Here is a 12,706-nt window from a genome sequence, read left to right as displayed (position 1 = left end):
ATCGAGCAGGCCATCGAGCGCGCAGGCACGAAGGCCGGCAACAAGGGCGCGGACGGCGCGATGTCGGCTATGGAAATGGCCAATCTCCTGAAGAAACTCGGCTGAGGCGCTGTTTTTTCGTAAAGAACAGCAGAAAGAAGGAATTTTTATGAAAATCGGCATCATCAGCGATACGCACGGCCATGAAATGGCCTGGGCGCATGCCTGTGAACGTTTTTTCAAGGGCGCAGACCTCATCCTGCATGCGGGCGATGTGCTCTACCACGGTCCGCGCAACCCGATGAAAGCGGACTACAATCCGGCGGGACTCGTCCAGCGCATCAATGCGTGCGAGATTCCTGTCGTCATCGCCAAGGGCAACTGCGATTCCTCTGTCGATGCGAGCTGCCTCGAGCTGCCGATTGAGGCGCCGTACGCCTATGTCGTCTGGGAAGGCAAACGCATCATCGTCACGCACGGCGACGCCGTCATGACGGACGCGGAAAAAGACGCCATGGCCAAGCACCTCAAGGCCGACCTCTTTATCAGCGGCCACATCCATCAGACCGTACTCGAGAAGCGCGGCAATACGATTTTCCTCAACCCGGGCTCCGCGGCCCTTTCGAAGCGCGCCGACGGCCGCAATACGGTCGCGACGCTTGAGAACGGCAAAATCCGCATCTTCGATATCGATACGAAGGACGTGCTGATGGAACTCGATGTTTAAATTTTAAAAGAAGCTGTTTTATATAGGAAGGAATCTATGAAAGATCATCTCGTAAAAGCGGTGGCGGACGGCGTGCGCGTTTATGCGGCTGTCACGACGAACCTCGTCAATGAGGCCATCCGCCGCCATGACTGCTATCCCGTCGCTGCGGCGGCCCTCGGCCGCACGATGACGGGGGCACTGCTGCTCGCGGCCAATCTCAAGAATCGGGAAGCCCTGACCATCACGTTTGACGGCCACGGCCCCCTCGGCAAAGTCACGGCCGACGCGACGCCTGAGGGCTTTGTGCGCGGTGCTGTCGGCAATCCGCACGTCGACCTGCCCTTAAACAGCAAGGGCAAAATCGATGTCGGCGACGGTGTCGGCACGAACGGCATGGTCACGGTCACGCGCTTCACAGGGCTCAAAAATCCCATCACGGGCAGCGTGGCTATCACGGACGGCGAGATTGCCGACGATTTGACGAAGTATCTGTTCGTCTCGGAGCAGACGCCGTCGAGCGTCGGTCTCGGCGTGCTCATCAATACGGACCTCAGCTGCCTGGCAGCGGGCGGCTTCATCATCCAGCCGCTGCCGGATGCGACGGGCGAAGTCATCGACAGGCTCGAAGCAAACCTCAAAAAGGTCAACTCTGTCTCGCATATGGTCGAGCAGGGCCTCGACGCGAAGGGCATCATCGCCGAAGTCCTGCAGGGCTTCGATGTCGACTATCTGACGACGACGGACCTCGCCTTCCGCTGCCCGTGCTCAAAAGAACGCATCAGCGAAGTTCTCTTAAGCCTCGGCCAGAAGGACCTTGAGAGCCTGATTGCCGACGGCCACGCCGAAGTCTGCTGCCATTTCTGCAACGAGAAATACCAGTTCACGAAGGAAGAACTGCAGGCCATCTACGACAAAGCCATGGCCAATCGCCAGAAAAAAGCACAAGACTGATATTGTAAAATAAAAGTCTCTCCAGCATCCCGTCTTCATGCGGGCTGTTGGAGAGACTTTTTATTTTTTGATGTAAATGATACATCAGTCTTTCTGCTGCTGCAGATAAGCGCGGATGCCGCGGACGCAGAGGTCGTGGTCTTCATCACTCGTAAGGCCGCAGACGGTAATGGAACCCACGACGCCGGCTCCTTCAATCGTCAGGGGGAAGGAGCCGCCAACCGCCTGAAACTGTTCCGGGTCGAGCAGGCTCGCTTCTTCAAATGTCGTGCCGTCGGCTTTAAACATCTCACCTACGTATTTGGATGAATGAAAAAAGCGGTCAACAACGCGTTTTTTCCGGTCGTACCAGTGACCGTTTTCCGGCATCGTGCCGTCCATGAGATGCGAAAAGAGCACGTGGCGGTTCTTTTCAATCTTGATGCCGATGGGGCCTTTGCCTTCTTTTTCGGCCATCTGCACGAAGAGCAGGCCGAGCTTCAGGGCATCGCGGCTCGTGAACGACGGAAAGACGAGTTCTTTTTCCAGCTGCAGCAGGGCTTCACACGTATCCATAGCAATCCCTCCAAATAAAAAAACCTATATTATGAATTTTAAATAATGCCAGACAATTAGTCAAGGACTATCCTGTCATCTTTCTTTTGTAAATTTTTAATGGAAATGTGACTCCTTCATTGCAAAAAACTCGTGAAAATGGTAGTATGTAGAAGTGTGCCGGATGTAGGGCACAAATTCAAAAGAAAAGAGATTTTAACTATGTCTATGTGGAAAAAAGTTTGCGCTGGCATGCTCAGCGCCGCACTCATGACGGGTGCTGCTGGTACGGTCTTTGCTGCCGAGTCGACGGATGAAGTCGTTTCGCTCGTCAATCAGCCGGGTCAGCCGCTCGTGACGACGACGGCTGCGAAGACTGCGACGACGGCCGCTGCTCCGGCCGCCACGACGGCTGCAAAGACGGAAGCACCGGCAAAAGTTGAACTTGCAGATAAACTCGTCATCAACCTCGCCGCCCGTTCGCTCGCTGCCATCCGCGGCAATCAGAAAGTTGCGCTCTATCCAATCGGACCGGGCAAGACGACGACGCCGACGCCGACCGGCTATTACAAGGTCATTGACAAAGAAGTCAACCCGACCTGGACGGACCCGGGCGATGCTTCGGCTTCGATTCCGTCCGGCCCGTCGAACCCGCTCGGCTATCGCTGGATCGGCATTGGCGGCAACTACGGCATCCATGGCACGAACCATCCGGATTCCGTCGGCCACTATGTCTCGAACGGCTGCATCCGCATGCATGAAGAAGATGTCGAGAAAATCTACGACATGGTCGAGGTCGGCACGCCGGTCGAGATCACGTACAACCGCATCGTTGTCGAGAAGACTCCGGATGACCAGATTGCCTATTACATCTATCCGGACGGCTACGGCTGGCAGAATGTCACGGCCGCTGATGTCGACAAATGGCTCGCTGGCTACGGCGTGGCCGATTTCGTAAACGATGCCGATGTCGAGCAGAAAATCGCCGCTTCCGACGGCAATCCGACGTATGTCGCCAAGGTTTATCCGCTTTACGTCAACGGCCAGAAGCTCAAGGGCAAAGCCGTCATCCAGAACGGCATGACGTATCTGCCGGCTGTTGAACTCGCTGAGGCAGACAAGGTGTCGCTCGGCTGGAAGCCGGAAGAGAAGAAACTCATCAGCACGTACGGCGAAGCTGCAGGCTATCAGAAGAAAGACACGCTTTACTGCGATGCCAAGGATGTTGATACGCTCTATCATCTCGAGGGCGGCCTCGACAAGAGCGGCAATTTCTCGCTGAAGAACAAAGCGAAGGCAGCTGAAGCTGCAAAAGCCGAGACGACGGCTGAGGCAGCAAAAGATGTAAAGACTGCTGAAACAAAAGCAGAGAAAGCCGAGACGGCAGCCAAGACGGCTGAAAAGACCGTCAAGGCCGCTGCTGCAGAAGCAAAAGCAAAATAAGCGGCAATATGCCTTTATGTACCGGAACTGGCTTTGAGGCTGGTTCCGGTCAATTTTTCAAATGAGAAGATGCAAAAGGGGGATTCCATGTGAAGCAGGAACAAGCGGCCGGTGAAAAAAAGCAGAAAAAACGATTCATTGTCCTCGATGGCAGCAGCCTGATTTACCGCGCCTTTTACGCACTGCCCGATTTCAATGACTCGCACGGGCAGCCAACCGGCGCCATCTTTGGCTTCTCGAATATGCTGACGAAGCTCATGACGGAGCAGAAGCCCGACCTCATGGCTCTGGCTTTCGATAAAAGCCGCCATACGTTCCGCACGGAGCGCTATGCGGCCTACAAGGGCACGCGCGACAAGACACCGGAAGAGCTCCTCGCGCAGCTGCCGCTGCTGCGTGAATTCGCGGACTGCATGGGCATGCCCTTCCTTGAAAAAGACAATTACGAAGCAGATGACATCATCGGCACGCTCGCCACGCAGGCGGCAGCAAAGGACTATGATGTTCTCGTCGTCACAGGCGACCGCGATGCGCTGCAGCTCGTGCGGCCGAACCTGCGCGTGTTCTTTACGAAACGCGGTACTTCCAATATTAAGGCCTACGATACGGATGTGTTCAAGGAAGAATACGGCTTTGAGCCCATCAAGCTCATTGACCTCAAGGGCCTTATGGGCGATGCGTCCGATAATATCCCGGGCATTCCGGGGGTCGGCCCGAAGACGGCCGCCAAACTCCTGCTCGAGTATGGCTCTCTCGAAAATGTTCTCGCGCATATTGATGATATTTCGGGCAAAAAGCTCAAGGAGCGTTTGACGGCGTATGCCGAGCAGGCACGCCTGTCAAAGGAGCTCGCGACAATTGAACTGCACGTGCCGGACCTGACATTTGCCGAGGCCGATTATGTACTTAAGCCAGATATGGAAAAGATGCAGTCTTTCTGCGACGCGCACGAACTGCGCACGGCATGGAAGAATCTCCAGAACCTTCTTGGACCGGCGGAAATCACGCTGGACCTCAGCAGTGTCGAAGCCGCTGACCTCAGCTATGAGGAATGGAGCGCGGAGGATGTCCGGAAGGCAGCGGAAAAATCCGTTTATCTGGCAGTTTCAGGTATTTTCAAAGGAGCGGCGCCGTTTGCCTCGCTGGAGGGCATGGCCGTTGTGGCCGGTCCTTACGATAAAGAAAGCAAAGCCGGCTTTGTCCGGAAGGGCAGCGAGGCCTTTGAAGCTCTGCTCTCTGTCATGGAATCCGACAAACGCATCATCGTCTTTGGCCTCAAGCGCTACGATCAGGCGGGCATCCGTGCCTATAAGGATTTTGAAGACATCGAGCTTTCCGCGTATCTGCTGGAACCGGAGCGCTCGAAGTACAATCTTTCGGAGCTCTCGCAGAAGTATCTGCAGGAAGCCGCGCCGGAAGAATTTGTCGATTCGCACAGCCAGGCCGTATGGGAGGCCGTGACGCTCTGCCGCCTTTACCCCTTGCTCGGTGCAAGACTCGAGGAGGAAAAGCTCATGCATCTGCTCGAGACCATCGAGCTGCCTCTTGTCGAGGTCCTCGCCGCGATGGAACAGAACGGCGTTTACGTCAACCGCGCCCATCTTGCCGAGAAGACACAGGAAGTCGGCGACAGGCTCACGGGCATCGAGCAGGATATCTACACGCTGGCCGGCCATACCTTCAACATCAATTCGCCCAAACAGCTCGGCACGGTCCTCTTTGAGGAACTTGGCCTGCCGGCGCGCAAGAAGACGAAGACGGGGTACTCGACGAATGCCGAAGTCCTCGAGAGTCTGCGTGATGAGCATCCAATTATTGAACAGATTCTTGCCTTCCGCCTCTGGAGCAAGCTCAAATCGACGTATCTTGACGGCATTTCCGCGCTGATTCGCGAGGACACGGGCCGCGTGCACACGAGCTTTAACCAGACGGTCACGGCGACGGGCAGACTTTCAAGCTCGGACCCGAACCTGCAGAACATCCCCGTGCGCACGGAAGAAGGCCGCATGATAAGAGCTCTCTTTGAGCCGGGGGAGGGCTACGATTATCTGCTCTCGGCCGATTATTCGCAGATTGAGCTCCGCCTGCTCGCGCATATGTCGGGCGATGAGAGCTTCATCGATGCGTTCAGGCGCAATCAGGATATTCACGCGCGCACGGCTGCGGAGGTCTTTGGCCTTCCTCTTGATGAGGTTACGCCGGAGCTGCGCCGCCATGCCAAGGCCGTCAATTTCGGCATTGTCTACGGTATCAGCGACTACGGCCTCGCGCGCAATCTGCACATATCGCGCAAAGAAGCGGGCGAATACATCAGCCGCTACTTTGAGCGTTATCCGGGCGTGAGGGACTTTATGGACAAGGTCGTCGCCGAGGCCCATGAGACGGGTTATGTCACGACGATGTTCGGACGCCGCCGCGAGCTGCCGGCCATCAAGAGCCGCAATTTCAATCAGCGCATGCTCGCCGAGCGCATGGCCATGAACACGCCGATTCAGGGCACGGCGGCCGATGTCATCAAACTCGCGATGATTGCGGCTTATCATAAGCTGCAGGCAGCCGGCGTCAAGAGCCGCATCCTCTTACAGGTCCATGATGAACTCGTGCTCGAAGTCAGGGAGGAAGAACTCGAGACGGTCCAGTCCATCCTCAAAGAATCGATGGAACACGTCGTCGAACTTTCCGTACCGCTCGTCATCGACATTCACTGGGGCAGGAACTGGGCTGAGGCCAAGTAACCGTTTTATATGACTTTTTTATGATTTTGTTTGTTGGGAAGTTTGTTGGGAAGAGGGAGCCGTTATGCCGGAACTGCCAGAGGTCGAAGTCATCCGCCGTTATCTCGATACTGCCCTGCGCGGACGTCTCATCGAGGATGTCAGCATCCTGCGGCCGCAGCAGATCGAGCGTCCGGAGCCTGCAGATTTTGTCAGGCTCGTGACGAATCAGGTCATCGAGAGTTTTTCGCGCCGCGGCAAATACCTCTGCATGCATTTTAAGAGCGGCAGCCGCGTGTTTTTTCATCTGCGCATGACGGGCAGCCTCGTTTACGAGCCGTCGGGCAGGACGGACGACCCCTATGCGAGGGTTATTTTTTCCCTGTCGGATGGGGGCCTTTTGGTCTTTGCTGATATCCGCACGTTTGGCAGGCTTTACGGCCTCAGAGCGGACGAACAGGATGCGGTCATCAGGGGACTTGCGTCTTTGGGACCGGAGCCCCTTTCACCGGATTTTTCGCCCGCCTATCTGGAAGCAGCCGTCAAGGGCAGGAAACAGCCCATCAAATCGTTTCTTTTAGACCAGCGCCATGTGGCCGGTATCGGCAATATCTATGCCGACGAAGCCTTGTTTAGGGCGCGCATTTTTCCGGGACGCCCGGCGGCGAGCCTGACGAAGGAGGAATGTCAAAGGCTGCAAAAGGCCGTGCGCAGTGTCCTGCAGGATGGCCTGAGGGACGGCGGCACGACGTTCCGCGATTACCGCAACGGCGAGGGCGGTCATGGACATCATCAGGAGCATCTCTTTGTCTATCACCGCGAGGGTGAGCCCTGCCGACTTTGCGGTGCGCGGATTGAGAAATTTACGCTTGGCGGCCGCGGCACGCATTTCTGCCCGCACTGCCAGCCCCGTCGGACCGCGGGTAAGCGGGAAGGAGAAGACGACAGATGAAGCGCATTGGACTGACCGGCGGCATTGCGAGCGGCAAGAGCACGGCCGCGGCCATTTTGCGGGAGCTCGGGGCGCGCGTGCTTGACGCCGATGCCGTGGCGCATGAATTGACGGCATCAGGACAGCCTCTTTACGAGGCGTATGTCCGCCACTTCGGCCCTGAGGCCGTTTTTCGGGACGGCCGCCTTGACAGAAGGGCGATTGGCCGGCTCGTCTTTTCAAGTCCTGCTGAGAAACGATGGCTCAATGAAACATCGCATCCGCTGATCCGCAGAGCCCTGCAGGAGCAGATGGCACAGGCGGAAGCGGAAGGTCTGCCGGCCGTGGTCCTCGATATCCCGCTGCTCTTTGAGTCGGGCTGGCAGAACCATCTCGATGAAGTCTGGCTTGTCTATGTGCCGGAGAACGTACAGCTCACACGGCTTATGGCCCGGAATGGCTACGGCCGCACGGAAGCCATGAACCGCATCAAAGCGCAGCTTTCTATTGAAGAAAAGAGAAAGCGCGCGGATATCGTCATCGATAATACAGGAAACACAGCAGAGCTCCGGCAGCAGCTCGTAAAACTTTGGCAGCAGTCAGCAGGAGAAAAGCGAGAAGGTGAGAAGGGAAAACATGCAGCTGCATCAATCTGATTTTTTGGAACGCGTACAGAAGGCACGCAGGCGCACGGGCCGCAAATACCTTTATATCCTGGTCAGCAGCCTGGCCTGCCTGGCTTTTGCCATTTACATGGTCTGGTCGTCCGAGTCGTTCCAGCGCCAATATCTTTACCCTTTCCCTTACCGTGATACCGTCGAGGAGTATGCGGACCGCTACCATGTCGACCCGTATCTCGCGGCGGCCGTCATCAAGACGGAAAGCAAATTTCAGGACGGCGTGCACTCGCACCGCGGGGCCATCGGGCTCATGCAGCTCATGCCGGACACGGCGGAATGGATTGCGGGCCAGCTCGATGATGACGCGTATTCCATCGATGCCATCCACGAGCCGGAGCGCAATATCCGCTACGGCATCTGGTATCTGCGTTCGCTGCAGCGCGAATTTAACGGCAATGACGTCTTGGCGCTCGCTGCCTACAACGCGGGCCGCGGCAATGTGCAGGAATGGATTCGCGAAAACGGCTGGCCGGCCGATTTCCACGATATCGATGCCATCCCGTATCAGGAAACGCGCGAATACGTCAGGAAAGTCCTGATGACCGAACGCAAATATCGGGAGCTCTATGCTGGCGGATAAAAGGCGGAGAAAGACCAGCAATCAATTAAATGAAATGAAATAAAATCAGCGGGCAATAAAAATCCGGGGCAGAACATGCCTCGGATTTTTTATTGTACGCTGATTTTGATTTACATCGTTACAGCAAAGAATGGATATTTTTGCCTGTATGTCACGAGGATAAAGTCATTTGCTTATTTTTCTGAAAATAAAGGATTTTGGCGTTTTAGCGCGAAGATGAGCAGTAAGAAACGAACAGAACGAATGAAGCGAATAGCAACAAATATAAACGAACAGAAAGTGTCAAAAGTCAGAACGCAAAAAAAGAAAGAAGGTCAGATGAGCGAAAGGGGTGCTTTTCTTGGAAGAAAAGGAAATACTTTGGCAAAGTCTCGTGCGCGAAGCCGTGCATGAGGTGCGTTATGGCGGCGCGCCGGCCGTCCGGCAGGAAAGAGCGCGGGGACAGGAGAAAAAATCTCTGCTGCAGGCCGGCGGGCTGAACGCAGAGCCGTCATTTTCGAGCATTATCCGCCTTGTGGATTTCATCCTGCAGCAGGCGGCCGTGCTGCAGGCCAGTGACATCCACATCGAACCGCAGGAGAGGAACATCCGCCTGCGTTTTCGCGTCAGCGGCATCCTGCAGGAGGTCATGCAGATGCCCGAGATCATCGGGCAGGCCGTCGTTTCGCGCCTCAAGGTCATGGCCGGCATGGATATCGCCAAAAAGCAGCTGCCGCAGGACGGCCATATTCACCTCGAGACAGCGGGACTCACCGCCGATATCCGCGTTTCGTCGCTGCCGGCTGCACATGGCGAGGTCATGGTCATGCGCCTGATGAATATGTCAGGGAAGCTTCTGAGCATCGACGAACTCGGCTTTGCCGCGCAGGATGCAAAGAAATTTCGCGGACTCATTCACCGCCCTTCGGGCATGATGGTGCTCTGCGGCCCGATGAATTCAGGCAAGACTTCATCTCTTTACGCAGCCCTGGCCGAGCTCAATACGCCCGACCGCAATCTCGTCACGCTGGAAGACCCCATCGAACGGCTTCTTGCAGGCGTCAACCAGGTGGAGATCAACGCGCAGGCCGGCCTGACGTATGTTGCGGGACTGCGCGCCGTGCTCCGACAGGACGTCACGGGCATCCTGCTCGGCGAAATACGCGACGAGGAAACAGCGGCCATGGCCGTGCGCATCGCCCTGACGGGCCATCTCTTAATGACGACCATTCATACGGAAAATGCGGTGGCCGTCATCTACCGGCTGCTCGAGATGGGCATTGCACCGTATCTTCTCGCGGCGACGCTGGCGGGCATCGTTTCACAGCGCCTTGTGCGCAGACTCTGTCCGCACTGCCGCGAAGTGGATCCGGCAGGCAGGAGGGAAGCGGAATCCCTGCTGCTGCTGGCAGAACAGGAAGCAGGGAAAGGCGCGGAAGCAGCGAAACTGCCTCCTGACACTGTATTCTACAGAAGCTGCGGCTGCGAACTCTGCCACGGCACGGGCTATCTCGGCCGTACCCTGCTCGCAGAAATCCTCGTGCCTGACGATATCGTGCGCGAAGGCATCCTGCAGCGCATTCCGCGGCGCAGGATGGAAGAGCTCGCGCGCCAAAGCGGCATGAAGAGTCTGCTGGAAGACGGCATCAGCAAGGCGGGGCAGGGCGTCACGGCGCTTTCGGAAGTCAGGAGGGTGCTCTATGGCGGCTGAGACGGTGAAACAAAATGGACAAACTCTTTGGCAAAGACTGCTGGCAAAGGCCATGCAGGATGGGGCCAGTGACCTTTATCTTACGGCAGGACAGCCTGCCTTCCTGCGCAGAAACGGCCTGCTGGAAAAAAATATTTTGCCGGCAGGGGCTGAAGCATCGCAGGCAGACGTGCCGGCCGATGGTGCTGCCCCTGCTTTCGAGGATGTATTTTTAAAGGATGATTTTATGAAGCAGCTGGCCCAGACGTTTTTGAGCGCCGGACAGCAGCGGGGCTTGGCACGTGGGCAGGAAGTCGACTTTTCGCTGACGTTTGCTGGTCAGAGGCTGCGCGGCAATTTTTATCAGCAGCAGAATCATCTGGCCCTTGTCCTGCGCTTCCTGCCGCCAAAAATTCCCTCTCTGCAGGAAATTCACGCGCCGGCGGCCCTCTATGATTTATTAGAGGCCAAAAGGGGGCTCGTGCTCGTGACGGGCAGCACGGGTTCGGGCAAGACGACAACGCTCGCATCCTTTCTGCAGGCCGTGAATGAGAGGCGCGCGGCCCATATCCTGACGCTGGAGGACCCGATTGAATACGTCTTTCAGCCGGCAAAGTGCTTTATCAGTCAGCGCGAGCTCGGGCGGGATTTTTCCTCGTTTGCCGGCGCTCTGCGCAGTGCCCTGCGCGAAATGCCCGATATTTTGCTCGTTGGAGAGATACGCGATCGCGAGACGATGACGACGGCCCTGCAGGCAGCCGAAACGGGGCTTCTCGTGCTCGGCACGCTGCATACGCGCGGGGCAGCCGAAGCCGTGCGGCGCATGGAGAATTTCTACCCGCCTGAGCAGCAGCCCATCGTGCGGGCGGAAATCGCGGAGGTCTTTACGGCCGTTTTCGCGCAGCAGCTCCTGCCGGCGCGTACAGGCGGCCGCGTGCCGCTCGTCGAGGTCCTTCTGCGTGAGCCCGCTGTCTGCAGCCTGATTCGGCAGGGCCGGTACAGCCAGCTCGAGGGCGCGATGATGAGTCATCAAAAGGAACATATGCAGACGCGCGGCCTAGCACTGCAGAGGCTTTGGCAGCAGGGGCTTTTGTCCGCTGCTGTTTATGAAGAAGTGCGGCGCAGCCTCAAAGGAGAAATACTATGAGTTTTTTTATTTATGAAGCGCGCAGCCGCAGCGGCGAGTTTTTCGAGGGCTGCGTCGAGGCGCGGAACAAGCGCGAAGCGGCAGGCCTTATACGCAGAAGGGGGCTTTGGATTGCCTCACTAAGACAGAAGGAAACAGAGGCGGAGAACTTTTCTTATGGGCAGCAGGAGCCGCGGACAGAAAAAGTCAGGCTGCTGTCATCGTTTGGCAGGACATTTTTGCATCGGCGGCTGGACAGCAGGCTGCGCATCGTCTTTGTGCGGCAGCTCGCGGTCATGCTGCAGACTGGCCTCCCCATCCATCAGGCCCTGCAGATGCTTTTGCAGTCCGGCGGGGATTCTGCTTATCGCCGCAGCCTGCAGGCACTGCTCTCCGGCATCATGGCAGGCCGGCCGTTTCACGAAATGCTGCGGCAGCATCCGGAGCTTTTTCCGGCTGCTCTCTGCGGTTTTGTCGAAGCCGGCGAGAAGAGCGGCTCGCTCGCGGCGATTTTTGCGAAACTGGCGGTTTTTGAGGAGCACCGTTACGAGGCACGCGAGGCTTTAAAATCGTCTTTGCTCTATCCCATCGCGCTTTTTGCAGCTTCCATTCTGGCCATCGTGCTCATGGCCGTCTTTGTCATGCCGACATTTGCGGGCCTGCTGCAGGATATGCAGGTCGAACTGCCGTGGCCCACGCGTTTCCTGCTTTTTGCCATGGATTTTTTTACGAAACATGGCCTTTTGCTGCTCATGCTGCTGACTGCTGCATTGTGTTCCCTTTTGGTCCTGTGGCAGCAGCCAAAGTGTCGGCTTTTCCTTGACCGCTGGTTTCTGCGGCTGCCTTTTTTCGGTGCCCTGCAGCAGTACGCCCTGTGGCGGCTGCTTTTTGAGCTCTTGGGGACGATGCTGCAAAACGGCCTGCCGCTGCTCTCGGCCCTGCATATGGCCGAAAAGGTGCCCGCGAATCTTGCGCTGCGCGAAAATCTGCGGCAGATCTGCCGGCAGGTGGAGTCCGGCAAGTCCTTCTCCCTGAGCCTGCAGCAGCAGAAATGCTGTCCTGCCATCCTGACGGAACTCTTGACTGCAGGTGAGGCAGCGGGCACGCTCGCTTTGATGATGGGCAGGGCCGCGGCCTTTGCCGATACTGCCGTCAGGCAGCGTTCTGCGCGCCTCGGCGCCCTGGCCGAGCCCCTGCTGATTTTACTCGTCGGCGGCCTCGTCTTTTTCTTCGTGCTCTCCGTCATGCTGCCCCTCTTAACGACAATGGACGCCCTGATGTAGGACGTCCATGCAAAGAGAATATGAAGTTATTTGCTCAGAAGTTTTTTCTTGAGCTCGCGGTAATGGCGCGTGTAGTAGGCGCCGTTCTGGGCCTCGCGGTGGTCGAA

12 protein-coding genes are annotated in these 12,706 nt (G+C 56.9%); 11 read left to right on the top strand and 1 reads right to left on the bottom strand.

Annotated elements, in window-relative coordinates:
* From ACI4OH_RS02290 to hslO, 3 genes are all read left to right on the top strand, one after another.
* On the top strand, positions 1-105 hold a 105-nt coding region (locus ACI4OH_RS02290), incomplete at its 5' end, for a 6,7-dimethyl-8-ribityllumazine synthase (RefSeq protein ID WP_439784083.1).
* Between the two features lie 43 nt (positions 106-148).
* Positions 149-706 (top strand): phosphodiesterase, encoded by a 558-nt coding sequence (yfcE, locus tag ACI4OH_RS02285; protein WP_435721211.1) that lies wholly within the window; start codon positions 149-151, stop codon positions 704-706.
* A gap of 36 nt (positions 707-742) precedes the next feature.
* On the top strand, positions 743-1,639 hold the full coding sequence (gene hslO / locus ACI4OH_RS02280; RefSeq protein WP_435721210.1) for an Hsp33 family molecular chaperone HslO: 897 nt from the start codon (positions 743-745) through the stop codon (positions 1,637-1,639).
* An 84-nt stretch (positions 1,640-1,723) separates the two neighbouring features.
* Here hslO and ACI4OH_RS02275 read toward each other — a convergent pair whose 3' ends face one another.
* Positions 1,724-2,194: a heme-degrading domain-containing protein gene (locus ACI4OH_RS02275; protein WP_432647628.1), complete on the bottom strand. Its 471-nt coding sequence runs from the start codon at positions 2,192-2,194 to the stop codon at positions 1,724-1,726.
* Between the two features lie 201 nt (positions 2,195-2,395).
* On the opposite strand from ACI4OH_RS02275, the gene ACI4OH_RS02270 reads away from it, so the two are divergent.
* From ACI4OH_RS02270 to ACI4OH_RS02235, 8 genes are all read left to right on the top strand, one after another.
* The gene (locus ACI4OH_RS02270; RefSeq protein ID WP_439784082.1) at positions 2,396-3,616 is read left to right on the top strand and encodes a L,D-transpeptidase; all 1,221 of its coding nucleotides are present in this window, start codon (positions 2,396-2,398) and stop codon (positions 3,614-3,616) included.
* 89 nt (positions 3,617-3,705) lie between these two features.
* Positions 3,706-6,351, top strand: a complete 2,646-nt coding sequence (polA, locus tag ACI4OH_RS02265) for a DNA polymerase I (protein ID WP_439784081.1) — start codon at positions 3,706-3,708, stop codon at positions 6,349-6,351.
* A 64-nt stretch (positions 6,352-6,415) separates the two neighbouring features.
* A complete protein-coding gene (gene mutM, locus ACI4OH_RS02260) occupies positions 6,416-7,282 on the top strand; it encodes a bifunctional DNA-formamidopyrimidine glycosylase/DNA-(apurinic or apyrimidinic site) lyase (RefSeq protein ID WP_435721207.1) in 867 nt (288 codons plus the stop codon).
* Complete coding sequence (gene coaE, locus ACI4OH_RS02255; protein ID WP_435721206.1) at positions 7,279-7,917, top strand: dephospho-CoA kinase; 639 nt, start codon at positions 7,279-7,281, stop codon at positions 7,915-7,917. The genes mutM and coaE overlap by 4 nt, the downstream gene beginning before the upstream one ends.
* Positions 7,898-8,521, top strand: a complete 624-nt coding sequence (locus tag ACI4OH_RS02250; RefSeq protein ID WP_439784080.1) for a lytic transglycosylase domain-containing protein — start codon at positions 7,898-7,900, stop codon at positions 8,519-8,521. The genes coaE and ACI4OH_RS02250 overlap by 20 nt, the downstream gene beginning before the upstream one ends.
* Before the next feature lie 331 nt (positions 8,522-8,852).
* Complete coding sequence (locus tag ACI4OH_RS02245) at positions 8,853-10,211, top strand: GspE/PulE family protein (RefSeq protein WP_439784079.1); 1,359 nt, start codon at positions 8,853-8,855, stop codon at positions 10,209-10,211.
* Complete coding sequence (locus ACI4OH_RS02240) at positions 10,201-11,337, top strand: type IV pilus twitching motility protein PilT (RefSeq protein WP_439784078.1); 1,137 nt, start codon at positions 10,201-10,203, stop codon at positions 11,335-11,337. The genes ACI4OH_RS02245 and ACI4OH_RS02240 overlap by 11 nt, the downstream gene beginning before the upstream one ends.
* Entirely contained in the window at positions 11,334-12,599 is a 1,266-nt protein-coding gene (locus ACI4OH_RS02235; RefSeq protein WP_439784077.1) for a type II secretion system F family protein, read from the top strand. Before ACI4OH_RS02240 ends, ACI4OH_RS02235 begins: the two co-directional genes overlap by 4 nt.
* Positions 12,600-12,706: the final 107 nt, after the last annotated feature.

This window comes from Mitsuokella apri, assembly GCF_051886055.1.
Lineage (GTDB): Bacteria > Bacillota > Negativicutes > Selenomonadales > Selenomonadaceae > Mitsuokella.
Note: the sequence above shows the minus strand (reverse complement) of the source record. Positions and strands in the feature narration are given on the sequence as shown.

Coding starts and splice junctions, on each gene's coding strand:
- yfcE (WP_435721211.1), top strand. CDS start 149: ATGAAAATCGGCATCATCAGCGATACGCACGGCCATGAAATGGCCTGG.
- hslO (WP_435721210.1), top strand. CDS start 743: ATGAAAGATCATCTCGTAAAAGCGGTGGCGGACGGCGTGCGCGTTTAT.
- ACI4OH_RS02275 (WP_432647628.1), bottom strand. CDS start 2,194: ATGGATACGTGTGAAGCCCTGCTGCAGCTGGAAAAAGAACTCGTCTTT.
- ACI4OH_RS02270 (WP_439784082.1), top strand. CDS start 2,396: ATGTCTATGTGGAAAAAAGTTTGCGCTGGCATGCTCAGCGCCGCACTC.
- mutM (WP_435721207.1), top strand. CDS start 6,416: ATGCCGGAACTGCCAGAGGTCGAAGTCATCCGCCGTTATCTCGATACT.
- coaE (WP_435721206.1), top strand. CDS start 7,279: ATGAAGCGCATTGGACTGACCGGCGGCATTGCGAGCGGCAAGAGCACG.
- ACI4OH_RS02250 (WP_439784080.1), top strand. CDS start 7,898: ATGCAGCTGCATCAATCTGATTTTTTGGAACGCGTACAGAAGGCACGC.
- ACI4OH_RS02240 (WP_439784078.1), top strand. CDS start 10,201: ATGGCGGCTGAGACGGTGAAACAAAATGGACAAACTCTTTGGCAAAGA.
- ACI4OH_RS02235 (WP_439784077.1), top strand. CDS start 11,334: ATGAGTTTTTTTATTTATGAAGCGCGCAGCCGCAGCGGCGAGTTTTTC.